At 65.8% G+C, this 16381-nt stretch carries 16 protein-coding genes and 1 tRNA gene; 9 read left to right on the top strand and 8 right to left on the bottom strand.

What is annotated here, in order from left to right:
* The first annotated feature begins 104 nt into the window (after positions 1-104).
* The 3 genes from ACNA7R_RS15510 (at position 105) to sufU (ending at position 1634) form a co-directional block, all read left to right on the top strand.
* Positions 105-737, top strand: coding sequence for an HD domain-containing protein (locus ACNA7R_RS15510; protein WP_416284450.1), 633 nt, complete (start codon positions 105-107; stop codon positions 735-737).
* Positions 738-822: 85 nt separating this feature from the next.
* Entirely contained in the window at positions 823-1077 is a 255-nt protein-coding gene (locus ACNA7R_RS15505; RefSeq protein WP_416284449.1) for a hypothetical protein, read from the top strand.
* 137 nt (positions 1078-1214) lie between these two features.
* Positions 1215-1634 (top strand): Fe-S cluster assembly sulfur transfer protein SufU, encoded by a 420-nt coding sequence (gene sufU / locus ACNA7R_RS15500; protein WP_416284448.1) that lies wholly within the window; start codon positions 1215-1217, stop codon positions 1632-1634.
* 156 nt (positions 1635-1790) lie between these two features.
* Here sufU and radA read toward each other — a convergent pair whose 3' ends face one another.
* From radA to htpX, 4 genes are all read right to left on the bottom strand, one after another.
* Entirely contained in the window at positions 1791-2822 is a 1032-nt protein-coding gene (gene radA / locus ACNA7R_RS15495; RefSeq protein ID WP_416284447.1) for a DNA repair and recombination protein RadA, read from the bottom strand.
* 168 nt (positions 2823-2990) lie between these two features.
* Positions 2991-4076, bottom strand: a complete 1086-nt coding sequence (locus ACNA7R_RS15490) for a PQQ-binding-like beta-propeller repeat protein (protein ID WP_416284446.1) — start codon at positions 4074-4076, stop codon at positions 2991-2993.
* Between the two features lie 212 nt (positions 4077-4288).
* The gene (pspAB, locus tag ACNA7R_RS15485) at positions 4289-4894 is read right to left on the bottom strand and encodes a PspA-associated protein PspAB (protein ID WP_416284445.1); all 606 of its coding nucleotides are present in this window, start codon (positions 4892-4894) and stop codon (positions 4289-4291) included.
* Between the two features lie 24 nt (positions 4895-4918).
* Positions 4919-5797, bottom strand: a complete 879-nt coding sequence (gene htpX, locus ACNA7R_RS15480; RefSeq protein WP_416284444.1) for a zinc metalloprotease HtpX — start codon at positions 5795-5797, stop codon at positions 4919-4921.
* A 308-nt stretch (positions 5798-6105) separates the two neighbouring features.
* On the opposite strand from htpX, the gene ACNA7R_RS15475 reads away from it, so the two are divergent.
* The 3 genes from ACNA7R_RS15475 to ACNA7R_RS15465 all read left to right on the top strand — a co-directional run bounded on the left by ACNA7R_RS15475 (position 6106) and on the right by ACNA7R_RS15465 (position 10041).
* Positions 6106-7533 carry a PQQ-binding-like beta-propeller repeat protein gene (locus ACNA7R_RS15475; protein WP_416284443.1) on the top strand — a complete coding sequence of 476 codons (1428 nt, stop codon included), beginning with the start codon at positions 6106-6108 and terminating at the stop codon, positions 7531-7533.
* A gap of 92 nt (positions 7534-7625) precedes the next feature.
* On the top strand, positions 7626-8804 hold the full coding sequence (locus tag ACNA7R_RS15470; RefSeq protein ID WP_416284442.1) for a 60S ribosomal export protein NMD3: 1179 nt from the start codon (positions 7626-7628) through the stop codon (positions 8802-8804).
* On the top strand, positions 8797-10041 hold the full coding sequence (locus ACNA7R_RS15465) for a class I SAM-dependent methyltransferase (RefSeq protein ID WP_416284441.1): 1245 nt from the start codon (positions 8797-8799) through the stop codon (positions 10039-10041). Before ACNA7R_RS15470 ends, ACNA7R_RS15465 begins: the two co-directional genes overlap by 8 nt.
* A gap of 321 nt (positions 10042-10362) precedes the next feature.
* Here the strand turns inward: ACNA7R_RS15465 and ACNA7R_RS15460 are convergent, their stop codons facing one another.
* The 3 genes from ACNA7R_RS15460 to ACNA7R_RS15450 form a co-directional block, all read right to left on the bottom strand.
* Positions 10363-10932, bottom strand: a complete 570-nt coding sequence (locus ACNA7R_RS15460) for a hypothetical protein (RefSeq protein WP_416284440.1) — start codon at positions 10930-10932, stop codon at positions 10363-10365.
* A gap of 4 nt (positions 10933-10936) precedes the next feature.
* Positions 10937-11959 carry a hypothetical protein gene (locus ACNA7R_RS15455; RefSeq protein ID WP_416284439.1) on the bottom strand — a complete coding sequence of 341 codons (1023 nt, stop codon included), beginning with the start codon at positions 11957-11959 and terminating at the stop codon, positions 10937-10939.
* Between the two features lie 230 nt (positions 11960-12189).
* Positions 12190-14028, bottom strand: a complete 1839-nt coding sequence (locus ACNA7R_RS15450; RefSeq protein WP_416284451.1) for a helicase C-terminal domain-containing protein — start codon at positions 14026-14028, stop codon at positions 12190-12192.
* 181 nt (positions 14029-14209) lie between these two features.
* Here ACNA7R_RS15450 and ACNA7R_RS15445 point away from each other — a divergent pair.
* Positions 14210-14298: transfer RNA gene (locus tag ACNA7R_RS15445), tRNA-OTHER, on the top strand.
* 89 nt (positions 14299-14387) lie between these two features.
* Here ACNA7R_RS15445 and ACNA7R_RS15440 read toward each other — a convergent pair.
* Complete coding sequence (locus ACNA7R_RS15440; protein WP_416284438.1) at positions 14388-14633, bottom strand: hypothetical protein; 246 nt, start codon at positions 14631-14633, stop codon at positions 14388-14390.
* An 80-nt stretch (positions 14634-14713) separates the two neighbouring features.
* Between ACNA7R_RS15440 and ACNA7R_RS15435 the strand changes: the two genes are divergently transcribed.
* Together ACNA7R_RS15435 and ACNA7R_RS15430 are read left to right on the top strand one after the other, a co-directional pair.
* Positions 14714-15643 carry a YkgJ family cysteine cluster protein gene (locus ACNA7R_RS15435; protein WP_416284437.1) on the top strand — a complete coding sequence of 310 codons (930 nt, stop codon included), beginning with the start codon at positions 14714-14716 and terminating at the stop codon, positions 15641-15643.
* Positions 15644-15702: 59 nt separating this feature from the next.
* A partial coding sequence (locus tag ACNA7R_RS15430; RefSeq protein WP_416284436.1) for an NAD(P)H-binding protein occupies positions 15703-16381 on the top strand: 679 nt, incomplete at its 3' end.

The following is a 16381-nucleotide window of genomic DNA, read 5'->3' as shown; positions in this document are numbered from 1 at the left end:
ACCCGACGCCGTTGAGCCGCTCGTCCTGCAGTTCCGGCGGAAAGCGTTCCGCGCGCCGGGGTGAGTGCGGAGTCCTTATCAGCCGGTCGCCGAAACGCGACGGTATGCTCGAGACCGTCCGCGAGCGCGCCCGCCCGTACTTCGAGGACGCGCCGCCGGCCCACGACTGGCACCACGTCCGACGGGTCGCGGCGCTGGCCGACACCCTCGTCGCGGAACAGGCAGAGCCCGTCGACGAACGGATCGTCCAGCTGGCCGTCACCTTACACGACATCGGTCGCGAGCGGGAGGACCGCGGCGAGATCGACGACCACGCCGTCTGGGGCGCTCGAGAGGGCGGTGCGATCCTCGCGGACGTCGGCGCGAGCGAGGGGACGATCGACCGCGTCCAACACTGCGTCCGCGCCCACCGGTACTCGAACGACGTCGAACCCGAGACGATCGAGGCCGAAATCGTCTGCGACGCGGACAACATAGACGCCCTGGGCGCGGTCGGCATCGCCCGCGCGTTCGCCCACGGCTCGGTCATCGGGAGCCCGCTGTACGATCCCGACGTTCCGCCCGCCGCAGACGAGACGACGGCCGGCCGGTCGCAGTACAACCACTTCTACAAGAAGATCCTCGAGCTTCCCGAACGGATGTACACCGACGCCGGTCGGGCGCTCGCCGCGGAGCGCGCGGCGTTCGTCCGCGAGTACCTCGAGCGCTTCGAGGCCGAGGCGTCGGGTGATGCGTAGTCCATCGACCCGTCGGAACAACGAAGAACTCAGGAAAAGTTCTTTAGATTCGGTCGCCTACAGGTAGTCGCCGAGGTGAGAACGAATGCACGAGAACACGACTGGACGTCCCGGACAGGACCCGTTCGAGGCCCTGGTCGACGTTCTCGCCGCGGCGAACCGGTACGATCTCGCGCTCGGGCTCATCCCGATCGCGTTTACGGTTGCGCTGGTCGCCGCGGGCGCGCTGGGTATCCCGGCGACGTACGCCCTCGCGGTCGCGGCAGTCGTCGGCGGTGCCGTCATCGCCGACGCCTGTTACCTGAACCCGCCGGTCGACCGGGGATCGACGGAGTACTGATCGACGACCGTTTGCAACCCGCCGGAGCTGGAGTCGATCCGGTATCCGAACCGGTTTTCGACGACGCCGAGTCCCGTAGCGACGGCTCTCGAGCCCCGGAACCCTTTTACAACGCACAGCCGTACGCGTTTCCAACGATGGGACTCGGCTCCGATATGTACCGACAGCAGATCCTCGACCACTACAAGAACCCCCGCAACTACGGGGAACTCGAGGATCCGACCTTCACGCACATCGGCGAGAACCCGATGTGTGGCGACGAGATCCGGATGGACGTCAGACTCGAGGACAACGACGAGACGATCGAGTACGTCGCCTTCTCCGGGGACGGCTGCGCGATCAGCCAGGCCTCCGCGAGCATGCTCTCGGGCGAGCTTCAGGGCAAGACCGTCGACGAACTGCTGGAGATGGACCGCGACGACGTCATCGACATGCTCGGCGTCGACATCTCGCCGATGCGGGTCAAGTGTGCGGTGCTCGCCGAGAAGGTCGCCCAGGACGGCGCGGAGATCTACCGGGGCGAACTCGACAAGGAGAAGACCTCGACCGAGGAGTAGCCGAGCCCGATCCCCTTTTTATCGCGCTCGAGTCGGAAATCACGGTGTCGTCCGTCCGAAAGTCGAGAGCGGCGCGTAGCGCCCGAGTCGAGTCCAGCTATCGCTGGACGAGCGAGCGAGGACGAGACGGGAGAAGGGAGGTCGTCGAGAGGCGCGTTATTCGGGCTTCAGTCCGCCGTCCTCGACGCGCATGACGGCTTCACCGTCGGCGAGGTTTGGCGCGTCGACCAGTCGGACGATCCGCTTGTTACCCTTGGACTTGCGGAGGTAGATCCGGAACGTCGACTTGTGGCCGAGGATGTTGCCGCCGATCGGCTGGGTCGGGTCGCCGAAGAACGAGTCGGGGTTCGAGGCGACCTGATTGGTGACGATGACGGCGCAGTTGTAGAGGTTGCCGACCTTGTCGATGTCGTGGAGGTGTTTGTTGAGCTTCTGCTGGCGCTCGGCGAGTTCGCCGCGGCCGACGTACTCGGCGCGGAAGTGGGCGGTCAGCGAGTCGACCGCGAGCAGTCGAACGGGGTACTCCCCTTCCTCGTGATCGCCGGCGAGCTCCTTGGCTTTCTCCGCCAGCAGCATCTGGTGGTTGGAGTTGAACGCCTTCGCGACGTGGATCTTGTCGAGGATGTCCTCGATGAGTTCGTCCATCGTCGCCTCGTCGCCCGGCGTTCCCTCGATCTCGCGGTCCTCGAGCGTGGCCTCGATGACCTCGTCGGGGAGGCCCCGAACCATGTCGTCGATCCGCTCGGGGCGGAACGTGTCCTCGCTGTCGATGAACATCGCGCGGCCGTGGAGGCCGCCGACCTCCTTGGGAAGTTGGACGTTGACGGCCATCTGGTGGGTGACCTGCGATTTACCCGAGCCGAACTCGCCGTACACTTCGGTGATCGACTGGGTCTCGATCCCGCCGCCGAGCAGGTCGTCGACCTCGTCGATGTGCCAGCTCATCTTGCCGATCTCGTTTCGTCGCTCGAGCACCGTGGAGCCGGTCTCGAAGCCGCCGACGTCGGCGGCGTCGCGGGCCGCACGGACGATGTCCGCCGACGTCGACTCGCCGACGTCGGCCGTGTTCGAGAGTTCGGAGGGCGAGGCGACGGCCAGGCTCTGGAAGGAATCGAAGCCGGCCTCGTGGAGTTTGTCTGCGGTTGCCGGTCCGACACCAGGGAGGGATTCTAGGTCTGCGTCTGGCATTACTCACCCGTTGTGGCGGACGCCCCATAAAGCCTCGTTAACAGGAGGGTGAAAGTGAAAGTGCCGGAAGGCGCCGGGATGAATGAGAACATGGAACGAACGTTTACAACTGAAGGCGCGGTCGACGCTGCAGGGACAACTGATCGAGCCGCGGCGGTTCGAGCCCGGTTACGGAGTCGGTTCGTCGACCGGCCACTCGAGACGGGAGAGTTCGTCGTCGGCGGCGACGTACAGTTGACCGGGAGCGAGAGCGGGCGTACTCGAGACGGGAGCCCCGAGGTCGACGTGCCAGCGCAGGTCGTAGTCGGTCGCGTCGACGCCGTAGAGCGACCCGGTCGAGTCGCCGACGCAGACGACCTCGCCGGCGACGACGGGGCTCGCTCGGACCGCGCCGTCGAGCGCGATCCCCTTCTTCGAGAACAGCCAGCCCCGAACCTTGCGCCGGCCGAAACGGGTGTCGGTGACGTGGAGGTAGCCGTCGTCGGCGCCGACGAAAGTCGTTCCCTCCTCGGGGAGCACCGTCGCCGACGAGGTGAACGCACCGCGGATCTCGTAGCTGAACCAGGTCTGGCCGGTCTCGGTGTCGAGCGCGAGCAGCGTGCCGTCGTCGTCGGCGACGTAGACGCGGCCGTCGGCGATCGTCGGCGGTGCCGCGACGACCCCGTCGGTCGGCGCGGTCCATGCCTCTTCGACCGCGTCGATCCCGTCCTCGAGACAGCGAACCCGTTCGTCCTCGATGCCGACGTACACTCGAGGGCGGTCGGCGGCGACCGTCGGAGCGCCCGCGATCGGGGAGTCGGTCCCGTGGGTCCAGCCGATCTCGCCCGTCTCCGCCTCGAGCGCCGACAGGCCCGCCGCGTGGCCGGCGTACAGTCGGCCCTCGGCGAACGCGAGGTCGGACTCGAGAGGGGCCGGGAGCTCGGTCCGCCACAGGGAGTCGCCGGTTCCCGGATCTAGCGCGTGGACGGTGCCGGCGTCGGTCGCGGCGTAGACGCCGTCGTACGTGGCGACCGGCGTCGCGTCGATCCCGTCGGTCGACTTGAACACCCACCGGCGACGGCCCGTCTCGCGGTCGAGCGCGTACAGGTTTCCGCGCTCCGTTCCGACAAAGACGGTGTCACGGTCGAGAACCGGCGATCCCGCCGCACCGGCGAGTTCGACCGTCCAGGCCGACTCGAGACGGTCGGGCCCCTCGAGGTCGCGGCGAACGCCCGAGTGCTGTGAGTCCCGTTTGAACTGGTTCCAGTCGGTCACTGGTCGGGCGTACCGATGCCGATCGGATAACTGGTTCGACAGCGGGTTACGGAAAACGGAAGCGGAAGAGGGGGGAGGGGGGGTTGCGACAGGACAGCTGGTGTATGGCGCAGCTGATGTGGCGTCCTGCCGTACTCACCCCTACGGGAGCGGACGGGTTACCGCTGACTCCAAACATATTTGGATCTGCCTCGAGCGCGGCCGGGCCCGGCTCACTCCCAGGGGTGGGTCCCGCCCTCGCTCGGCCACAGCGGGTACCAGTACTCCTTCTCGCGTTCGATCTCGAGTTCGCCGTCCAACGTCGCCTCGAGTTTGAACTCCGCGCTCGAGTCGCGCTCCCGACCGGGGCGGGGCGCGAACGGGTAGTACCGACCTCGACGGAACGAGTAGATCCAGTAGGCCGGCCCCGCCTCGTTCCGGTAGGCGAAGACGGCCGCGAGCAGGCGCGAGCCGTAGCCGTGCTCGATGAACGTGTCCGCGGCGAAGTGGAGGCTCGTGATCAGGTCCTCCGGATCGCTGTCCTCGAGAACGACCCAGTGATACCCGTGGTCGTCAGCCGAGACCGAGAACTCGGTGCCGGTGTCCTCGCGGCCGGCCTCGAGGATCGCCTCGACCTCGTCGACTGCGTCGCGAAAGCTCGTCGAGTCCACGCCCGAGAAACAGAGCGCGCCGACGTCCGCGGACTCGTAGCCCAGATCGGCCTCCATCGTGAGGTAGGCGGTACTCATCCCGAACAGGTCCTCGGGGTCGGCGTCGCGCCTGGCGTCGGACTCGGCACGCGTGCCGAGGATGGATCGAATCCCGTCCAGTAGTCCCATACCCGGAGTGAGGGGTGCGTCCTCTTAGAAGCCCTCCATCTCGCGCTCGAGATCCCGGAGCTGTTCGACCCGGCGCTCGGTCGAGGGATGGGTGCTGAACAGCTTCCCGACGATGCCGGACTTCAACGGGATGATGAAGAAGGCGTTCATCTCGGCCTCCTCGCGCAGATCTTTGTCGGGAACCTTGTCGACCTCGCCGGAGATCTTCATCAGCGCGGAGGCGAGCGCCGACGGCCTGCCGGTGATCGCCGCGGCGCCCCGATCGGCGGCGAACTCGCGGTACCGAGAGAGCGCTCGGATCAGCAGGTAGCTGATGATCCAGACGACGAGCGAAACGAGGATCGCGACCATGATCCCGCCTTGGTTCTTGTTCCGTCCCCCGCCCCCGAAGAAGGCTCCCCAGCGGACGATCATGAAGGCGATCGTCGAAAGGAAGGAGGCGATGGTCATCACCATCATGTCGCGGTTCTTGACGTGGGCGAGTTCGTGGGCGATGACGCCGTCGAGTTCCTCCTGGTTCAGGGTGCGCATCAGTCCCGTCGTCACCGCGACGGCGGCGTTCTTCTGGTTGCGGCCGGTCGCGAAGGCGTTGGGCACCTTCGAGTCGACGACCGCGACCTTCGGTTTCGGGAGGTCGGCCTGCTGGGAGAGCCGTTCGACCGAGCTGTGGAGTTGCGGGTACTCCTCGGCCGACACCGTCTTCGCGCCCATGCTCTTGAGCGTGAGGGTGTCGCTGAAGTAGTACTGTACCAGCGAGAATCCGCCGAACAAGAGGGCGAAGAGCACGACGCCACCCTGCATGTAGGCGGTGAGCACCCCGGCGAAGACGATGTACAGCGCAAACAGCAGAAACATCGTCACGAACATCCGCACGCGGAGCCCCCAGTCCGGCTGCCAATCCATACCCGGAACGAGGGACTCCGGCGAGATAAGTATGGTCAGTGAGAGACGTAGACGTCCCTCACGGGCCGCCGTCCCAACCCCCTCGTTTCGCGTGGAAACCGCTAGACGGATCCGCTGTCGCTCGAGGAGCGTCAGACGTTCGTCTGCCGGATCGTCGGGAACGGTTCGCCGTCCCCGAACTCTTCTCGAGACGCCTCGATCGAGCGGGCCACGTGACGGCGGCCCCGCTGGAACCGCCGAGTATCGTTGCGCTTCCGGAACGATACTACGAAGTCGATAGGGAAGAGTGATCAGTCCAAGAGAGTGATATGAGGGGGTACGGCAGACGACAGGTGCTGAGACGGGCCGGATTCGCCGCGGTCGGCATCACCCTCGCGGCGAGCACCGCGGGTGCCGACGGTGAGCCGACCGCCGGCCGGGGCGTCGGATCGACGACCCGATCCAGCGTGCAGGGCTGGGCGTCCCGCCGCGGAAACCCGGGCAACACGGGGTACGCCCCCGGAGCGAGCGGTCCGGACGATCCGGCCGTCATCGAGTGGAGACACGACGACGCCAACGGTCCCGTCGCGGTCGTCGACGGCGTCGTCTACCAGACGGTCGACGGCGCGGTCTACGCCTTCGACGCGGACAACGGAGCGCGGAACGGCGAGAGCCCCGACGTCGGTGCGGGCGGCGCGCCGACGGTCGCCGACGGCCGGATCTACGTCGGCGGCGAACGGCTGGCCGTCCTCGACGACGATCTCGAGGAGATCGAGTGGACGGTCGGGTTCGAGGGCGACGTCCCCGAGCCGATCGTCGCCGACGGGAGCGTCTTCGTCGTCGTCGACGGGACTCTCTACGCGATCGACGCCGACGGCGGCGACGAACGGTGGCGGTTCGAGTCCGACGACGGAAAGCTGCAGGACCAGCCCGTCACCGTCGCCGACGGCGCCGTTTTCGCGACCGACGGCCGAACCCTGTACGCCCTCGAGACCGACGACGGGACCGAACGGTGGGCGAACGACGACGGCGGGTACCGCAGGCAGGTCGTCGTCGCGACCGACGACGCCGTCTCGGTGCAGGCCGGCGGCCTCGACGAGATCGCCGTCTACGAGACCGGAAGCGGCGACCTCCGCTGGGTCGGCGAGGGGTACGCCTCGGCGCTCGCGACCGACGATCGCGTCTACGCGTTGACCGGGGCCGACATCGTCGGCTACGACCGCGAGAGCGGCGACGAGCGGTGGCGGCCCGGGCTCGAGTCGGCGACGTACGGCCCACCGATCGCCGACGGCGAGAAGCTGTACGTCGGTATCGAGAGTTCGAACAACGGCACCGGGATCGTCGCGTTCGATCTCGAGGACGGCACCCTCGAGTGGTCGATCGAAACCGACGCCCAGCCGACCGATCTCGCGATCGCCGATAACACCCTCTTCGCCGTCGCCGACGGGCTGCTCGCGATCCGGGCCGAGTCGGCGTTCGACGACGTCGACGCCAACGAAACCGACGGCGACAACGTCACCCAGCCCGAGAACGGAAACGACACGTTCGAGGCCCAGGATCCCGACGTCGGCGACGATTCCGACGACAACGAAACCGACGACGACGAGACCGAAGCCGCCGACGAGGTCCTCGGGGACGACGACGGCGGGGACGAGGGGATGCCCGGCTTCACGACGGGCGCGGGGATCGCCGGCGGCGCCGTCGCGCTCGAGTGGCTCCGACGGAACGCGACCGACCGATCGACCGACTCGGAGTGAGCACTGTCGGACGGGTGCGCGCTCGAGCGTGATCGCCCGAGTGACGCGCGGAGAGCGGGCCGTTTAACACTGCCACTCCCCAACCGGAGACAATGAGTGAGTCGCGTACGTTCTGTCCCCGGTGTGGGGATCCGGTACCCGACCGATCGGCGAGCGACGCGGACGCGGACCCGCTCCGACCCGGGACCGAGGTCGAACTCTGCGATAGCTGTTACTTCGACGACTTCGACTTCATCGACGCGCCGGATCGGATCGACGTGCAGGTCTGTGCCCGCTGTGGCGCCGTCCACCGGGGGAACCGGTGGGTCGACGTCGGCGCGCAGGACTACACCGACATCGCTATCGAGGAGGTAAGCGAGGCGCTGGCGGTCCACGTCGACGTCGAGGACGTCGCCTGGCAGGTCGAACCCGAGCAGGTCGGCGAGAACACGATCCGAATGCACGCCTACTTCACGGGCGTCGTCCGCGACACGCCCGTTGAGGAGCAGGTGATGGTGCCGGTGAAGATCGCCCGCCAGACCTGTACTCGGTGTGGCCGGATCGCCGGCGACTACTACGCCAGCATCGTCCAGATCCGGGCCGAGGATCGAGCGCCGACGAGCGAGGAGGTAGAGCGCGCAAGGGAGATCGCGAACCAGGTCGTCGCCGACATGGAGGCGACGGGCGACCGCAACGCCTTCGTCACCGAGACGAGCGAGACCGACGACGGACTCGACATCAAGGTCTCGACCAACAAGATCGGCAAGAAGATCTCGAACAAGATGGTCGAGGAGTTCGGCGGAACGGTCAACGACGCCGAGACGCTCGTCACCGAGGACGAGGACGGCAACGAAGTGTATCGAGTAACGTTCGCCGTCCGGCTCCCGCCGTACACCCCCGGCGACGTCATCGACCTCTCGGACGACGACGGCGGCCCCGTCCTCGTTCGCAGCGCCCGGGGTAACCTCAAGGGAACCCGCGTGACCACGGGCGAGCGCTACGAGGCGAGCTACGAGGAGGGGAACTCGCCGGAGGCCCGCAAACTCGGCGAACTCGAGGACGCCGTCGAGACGACCGTCGTCACCGTCGAGGACGAGAACGCCGTCCAGGTGCTCGACCCCGAGACGTTCCAGGCCAAGACGGTCGCACGACCGGACTATTTCGATCCCGACGCGCAGACGGTACCCGTCCTGAAGAGCCGCGAGGGGGTCCACGTCCTGCCCGATCCCGACCCCGACACCGGCGACGAGGACGACGACGGCCACTACGACCCCTACGAGGACGATGCCTGACGACTCGCAGCGCGACCCGGACGTGACAGCGCTCGAGCGCGCCGACGCGCCGCTGGCGGCCGTCGTCGAGAGGGCACGGACGGAGACGGCCATCGAGTCGCTTCGCGCCGAGGAGGTCTACGACGACTCGCGGCGCGTCCAGGAGGTCAGCGGTGTGGTTCGCGATCACGGCGAGCGCGCCGACGACGCGCTCGAGGCGGACTGGGCTGCGAGCGAACTGACGTCTTCGGAGGGCGACGCAACTCGCGAGGACGAGCCCAAGCGGATCGCGCTCCCGGTCACCGAGCCGCCGACCGAAACGCGCGTCCTCGAGGTCGTCCGCCAGCTCGAGCCCGAACCCCGGAGTCGGGACCTCGAGGACCTGCTGGCCGAGCGAGGGTGGAGCGAGGCCGACCTCGAGGCCGCGCCCGGTTCGTGGGCCGTGATCGGCTCCGTCGTGCTCGTGACGATTCCAGAGCACTGTCCGGACGAGACCGAACTGGCGGAGGCCCTGCTCGAACTCCACGGCGAGGCCGACAGCGTGCTGGCCGACGAGGGGATCGCAAACGACGGGACGGCGGGCACCTATCGCGAGCCCCGAACGCGGCTGCTCGCGGGTGAGAGCGACACCGAGACGATCCACACCGAACACGGCACCCAGTATGGGCTCGACCCCGCGAAGGTGATGTTCTCGCCGGGAAACCAGGCCGAGCGAGCCCGGATGGGCGAAGTTGTCGACTCCGACGAGCGGGTGTTCGACATGTTCGCCGGGATCGGCTACTTCACGCTCCCGATGGCCCGTTCGGGTGTGCGAGTGACTGCGACCGAGCTGAACCCGACCGCGTTTCGCTATCTGCTCGAGAACGCCGTCCTCAACGACGTCGCAGACCGGGTCGACGCCTACATGACCGACTGTCGGGACGTCGCGAGCGAACTCGAGGTCGACAGAGTGGTGATGGGCTACTACGGCTGCGCCGACGGTGCGGAGGACGACCCCGAGGACGCCCGCCCCGCCAGAACCGACGAGGCCCACGAGTTCCTCCCAGCCGCCCTCGAGGCCCTCGTCCCCGGCGGGATCGTCCACTACCACGAGGCGACCCCCGAGTCGCGGCTGTGGGAGCGCCCGGTCGAACGGCTCGAGGCGGCCGCCGAGCGGGCAGGGAGAGAGCTCGAGATCCTGGAAAAGCGACGAGTCAAGAGCCACAGCGCGGGCGTCGCCCACGTCGTCGTCGACGCGCGGTTCGGCGACGACGCGTGAGTCGACGCGACTCGAGGAGTGAGCCGGGCGTGACATTCTTACTGTCGGGCTGACTGCGCATACATATGGACCGAAACCAGCTCATCGCCCTGCTGTTCGTCGTGCTCATGGTGACCTCGATGGTCGCCTGGGGTGCGACGGCGGCGCTCTGACGTCCGCGCGCGACTGTCGTTCCGGATTCCACGGTTCTATCGAATCCAGTCCGAGCAGTTTCTCTCGTGGTCAGCATAGGTCATGCAGGTAACGGAAGGGCGATCAATCCCTCCGATAGCTGTCAAAAACCGCCTACTGAATATAGAGGGTGAATATCGCAAGGAGGCTTTAGCAGTCAATCGGGAACTCCCAAAAGAGGTTTTCTTGCCGAGATCCTTTCCAATCCATCCGCTGCAGGATCTTTTCCGACTGATCACAGAACGTGTCTTTTGACATATTCTGCTCGTCACTATCCCGGCGCGTCAAGAGATACAGTGGAAAGTTTGGTGGTTCAATCGTAAACTCATTCGGTGTCCCTGCGAGCTCCTGTTGTGTTCGCTCTAGTAATACTGCAGCACCTTGGTCGAATAACAAGATGCTTGAGATCTCTTCATATTGTCCGAGAGCGATGCGGACAGATTTCTCCCCAGCATCGGGTACGCCACTGTTGGGCGCGCCTGGGATGTTCACCCGAGTCGGGTACGCGATTTCACCGTCTTTAACGTAATCCAGGATTCTTTCTGCGGATTTTTGTAACCAGTGAGAGTCACCGTTTCTGGCTTTATCTCGAATCTCACAGAAACACGTCCATGTTGTACTGACGGCGATCTCGGAGAACACCGTATCCGCATATTCCTCATTACAAGCGGCTAGCCCGATCAAGGCTGAAGAATCCGCGAGAATCGGCTGAACTGTCATCCGATCACGTGGTAAACTCTTCGGGATCTAACGACTCATACTCACGTGACTGCATATTGGATCGGATGCTTTCGAATGCCGCGTCAACAGCCTCGGCATCTGGGTCAGCAGACTCTTCAGCGCCAACCGTAATTGACTGCTCCGGCACCGCAGGAACCAATCCTGCGTCTTCGCAACTTTTCCTGAGCGCTTGTAGCTCGTCAGTGTAGTTCTTTTCTAACGAATCCAAATCACTAACGGCCCCACCGATCAGATCACGTCTACTGGGACCGCTCGCAGTTTTTTCCGAAATACCGAGCGAGACGTACTTCCACGCATGCGAATAATAGAACTTGAGTAATCGGCTGAATTTTTGAAACTGTTTCCGGGATAGGTCAGTCTCTTGGTTCTCCAGATTGTTGATAACCTGCCGGAGGAGGCCTGTATACGCCGTGAGTGCGTTCTCTTCATCACCCTCAATATGACTGTTTAGGAGAATCTGGTGATCCAAATCCCGCAGTTCTTCTTCAATAGTGTCCAGACACTCAGTAGAGTTCTCGTTGAACTCCCTGGTATTCATGTATAGTATTGTATCCAGAGACTTCTGCAATACCGCCGAGGCAACGTAGAGATCCCGATATTCTTCAGGGGCGTAGCCGGTGTAGAACTCACGTAGATAGGATTTCGTTTCCTCTTGGAGGATATTCGTGAGCTCTATGTCGCTCTTGAAAAAGTATGCATACTCCTCTGGAGAGGGATAGTCCCAAGAATTCCCAATGCTCGGCTCGCCAGGTGAAGGTAGGTCAGCAAGCGCCCGTGGTTCGACAGAATCGACGGCGACGTCGTTCTGACCACCACTGAGACTGGCACCATATTTGTACCAGCTGTATGTGATTGGGAGATCGAATTTGTTGACGGCTAAGTAGAGCAGCTTGTTCAGCTTGATAGAGGTGAGATTAGCGATGTCTGCGTCCTCGTCATGGATCGCCACACCAAGACCATCCATGATATCAATGAGGATCTGATTCTGCTCCCAAGGCGAAGTCATACTGATCGTTGTATACTACTTATAGAGCCTCTTTCTTAAAACTACGCTTCTTCGACGGTCTTTGTGACATGGTTCTATAATTGATTCCTTTGTGTTGATCTGCTGAATGTGCGCCCTGTATTCAGCATGGCTCTCCAAACACATTCATTAGCTGATGGAAGTGATCGCGTTAGGTACGCACGCTCTACGTAACGACTTGATCACTCCCGCGAAGAGAATGTGATTGCTACCTATCCGTCCGTATCCCAGACGTCGGCCAGCGGACTCGAGCCCGACGAGCGCCGCGAGCGCGAGCCGGAACCGCCACGACCGCTCCTCGAGCGACCGCTCGAGGTCCGCCCCGAACCGCCCCGAGAGCGACCGCCCGAACTCGAGCCGTCGACGGCCGCGCTCGGCTCGAACGCCGGCAGCGCCGGGCGCTCCATCCGATCGACCTGTGCCGCGAACCAGTCGGGCATGTCCGAGCGGGCGCGGTCGAACACGTCGAGCAGGCTCGAGTCGGCGAGGTAGGTCGCGCCGTAGTCGTCGGGCGCGCGGACGACCCGCCCGCAGGCCTGGATGATCGTCCGCAGGGCGGTCCGGTAGTACCACGCCCACTGGCCCTCCTCGAGGCGGTGGGCGACCCTCGAGTCGCCGGTGTTGAGAAACGGCGCCTTGCAGAGCACCTGCCAGCGACAGAGGTCACCTTTGAGGTCCAGCGCCTCCTCCATCTTCACCGAGAGGAAGACGTCGGGGTCGTCGCTGGCCTTCCACTCCTCGAGGGCGGCGTCACGGCTGTCCCGGTCGTGGACCCGGATCCGGTCGCCGACGCCGAAATCCCGGAGCAGGTCGGCCAGCCGCTCCTGGATGTCGTAGGAGTGGGCGTGGATCAGTCCTTTCTCGTCTGGGTGTTCCTGCATGACTCGAACGATCGTGCGGGCGAGCTTCGGCGTCGTCTCCGAGCGGTGCTCGTAGGTCATCTTGCCCTGCGTAACGTCGTACAGCGGGCGATGCTCGACGGGGAAGGTGTGCTCGACGTCGACCAGGGCGACGTCGGCGGGATCGAGTCCGACCTGCCGACAGAACGCCGCCTTGTTCAGGATGGTCGCCGACAGCAGCGCGAACTTGTTGCCCCGGTCCCAGACGGTGTGGCGGAGGTAGCGCGCGGGATCCATGGGCTTGATCGTCAGCGGGCCGCCGAGCTTCTCGCCGTCCCCCTCGGAATCACCACCGTCGCCGTCGCTTCCACTGGAGCGCGGTTCGGACTGGTCGACCAGCCACGTCGTCGGACTCTCCGGATCCCGGTAGTCGGAGACGAACCAGTCGAGTTCGCCGATCAGCTCCTGGAGGCGGTCGCGCTGGCGGACCTCTCGTGGAGTGAGCGACTCCTGGGCGAGCAGTTCGTCCTTCCGACGGGTACAGATCTGCTCGAGGTTCTCGGCGTACCGTACGGCCCGATCCAGACCGTCGACCTCGGGCACCCGAAGCTCGTCCCAGAACGGTACCGTTCGCGGCCCGAGCTGGATCGTCGCGTACATCTCGGCCCACTCCGCCAGCCCGTGAGCCTCGTCGATCACGACGACGTCGCGCGTGCGAAACACCTCGCTGCCGGCGGTCTGCATGAAGTACGCGAGCGTCATCGCCGCGATAGAGCGGTTCGAGGCGATCGCCCGGTCGGAGAAGTACGGACAGCGGTGTTTGACCGAGCAGTCGTACCCCCGCTCGCGGACGCAGGGAGCCTGGTTGACCGGCGTGTCGCGTTCGTCGGGCAGGATGCAGGTGTAGTTCGACTTCCCCCGGATCACGTTCAGATCGGCCAGCAGGTCGTCGGCCGCGACGTCGTCGAGTTGGGAGACCTGCGGCGTCGTGTAGTAGGCCCCGGCGGCCTCGCTGGGCTCGGCCTCGTCGACGGTCCGCGCGCAGCCGGCGACCGCGCGTGCGAGCAGGGACTTCCCACTGCCCGTCGGCGCGCGCACCAACACGACGTCGTTGTCGGCCGCGAACGCGTCGCGAACGTCGCGGAGGGCTTGCTCCTGGGCCCCGCGGTAGCTCGGCGCGGGGAAGGCCTCGAAGATCCGCTCGGGGTTCACCGTTCGATCCACGGGGCGGTCGCGTCCTAAAGGCTACGGACCGTCACGTCCCGTGCGACCGCCGCCGTCCGTTCCGCTGGCCGAAACTCGAGAAGGCCCTGCCTATCGGGGCGTAGGCGGCCGATACGGTCCGGGTAGCGGGTCGATTACGAATACGGTTCCCGCCCTTGGCTTCGAGTGCGGAAGGGTCGCTCAGCGGTAGAGCACCGCGGCGCCGTCAGGCCCGCGGCGGCCATCGTGCCTCGTGGCGTTCAAATCCCACCCCTTCCGCTCGCGGCGCCGGCTCGAACGCGATCGCGGCCGTGCTTTCGGTGGTGTGTCACACGCTCGCGCCCTCCGCCCGTTCTTCCGGCGCCGCTTCAAACCGATCCGAGTCGCGACGTCTCCTCGTCGACCTGCTCCAGCCGTGCGACGTCCGCGTCCGTCGGTTCGTCCGGCAGCGCCGCGATACAGGGGTAACACAGCAGGTGGTCCGAGCCGTTCTCGAACTCCAGGGTCATCGCGGAGCCCCGGCTGCCGTCGTCCTCGCCGAACGTCCAGAGGTTGGCGATGCCGCCGGCGACCGTCACCGTTCGGCCGCAGCCGTCGCAGGTGTCCCGCGCCATACCCGAGTATCCGTCTCGAGCCGTGAAAGTCGTTCCCCCGCGCCACAGCGGTTATGACCGCGCCCGCGGTACCGACGCCCATGGAGGTGAACTGTCAGGGATGTGCAGGGTGCTGTCTCGACTGGCGGCCGCTGCTCGAGGCCGACGGGGAATCGGGGGGACGGCAGCGTACCCGTTCGGTGCCCCGTGACGACGACGGCGGAAACGAGCAGGCGTTCTCCGAGCGCGTGCCGCTGGGCGGCAGTTACAACTTCGTCGCGCTGACCCGCGACGAGGTTCGGACGTTCCTCGAGCGGGGCATGGCCGCGGCGCTGACCCCGCGGTTCTGGACGGTCGAGGACGAACGCGAGGGCGTCGAGGTCGGCGACCGTCACGTCGCTGCCGTCGCCGGCCGTCCGGTCTTCTTCGTCGGCCTGCGAAAACCGCCGAAACCCGCCGCCCCCTTCGATCGGGAGGAGGCGACGTGGCTGCCGGCCTGCGTCTTCCTCGACCCGACGACGCTGCAGTGTCGGATCCACGGGAGCGACCGGTTCCCCGACGAGTGTGGAACCTACCCGGAACAGACACTCGCGCTGGGTGCCGAGACCGAGTGCGAGCGCGTCGAGGCCCGGTTCGGCGGGGACCGGCTGCTCGAGCGCGACCACGACGAGCCCGACGGGCTGCTGTTCGGCCCGCAGGCGCTGGGCGCGAAGCTGTTCTGTCATCCCTGCCCCGACGAACTCGAGGGACTGCTCGACAGACTCGAGCGGGGCGAGCCGTCGCCGACCGACCGAGCCGAGTGTATCGCCGTCGCCGCGGCCTCGAGTCCGGGCACCGTCGCCGTCTCGGAGCCCCACTACGAGCGGGCGCTCGAGCGCCTCGAGAGCGATGAGCCGGACGGCGACGCGTGGATCGGGCCCGCGATCGAGGAGTGGTACCGGACTCGGCCCGGCGAGGCGGTTCCCGATCCCGAACTCGCGGCGGAGATCGAGGATCGGCGCGGCGCTCCCGAAACCCCCGGCTGGGACTAACTCGAGGAGAGAGCCGCTGCAACGCGACCCGTTAAGGACCGATCCTCCGTACCCATCGTATGAACGTACTCGTGACGGGTGCGACCGGCTTCGTCGGCAGTCGCCTCGTCGCCGCGCTACGAGCGATGACCGACCACGACGTGACGGTGCTCGTCCGGGACGCCGACGACTACGACCCGCCCGACGACGGGATTACCGTCGCGGAGGGGGACGTCCTCGAGGAGGGCAGCTTCGAGGACGCCCTCGAGGGAATCGACGTCGCGTACTACCTGATCCACACGATGGGGGGTGGCGACGAGGACCTGATCGCACAGGACCGACGCGCCGCACGAAACTTCGAACGGGCGGCGACCGACGCCGACGTCGCGCGGATCGTCTACCTCAGCGGGCTGGGCAACGAGGACGAACGGCTCTCGGAACACCTGGCCTCGCGCCGGCTCGTCGAGTCCGAACTGCAGGCCGGCAGCGCCGAGGTGACGGTGCTGCGGGCGGCGATCATCATCGGCGGTGAGAGCGCGAGCTTCCGGATCGTCCGCCAGCTCGCGAAACGGCTTCCGGTGATGGTGACCCCGCAGTGGGTCCACGTCGAGTGCCAGCCGATCGCCATCGACGACGTGATCGCGTACCTGCTCGCGGTCCTCGAGCGATCCGAGACCACGGGCGAGACCTACGAGATGAGCAACATCATCGCTGCCTTCCGTCCGGAACTGGGCGACCGCATCATGCTCCTGGCCCACT

The organism is Natronococcus sp. (assembly GCF_047921035.1).
GTDB lineage: Archaea > Halobacteriota > Halobacteria > Halobacteriales > Natrialbaceae > Natronococcus.
This window is presented reverse-complemented; position numbering and strand designations above follow the sequence as displayed.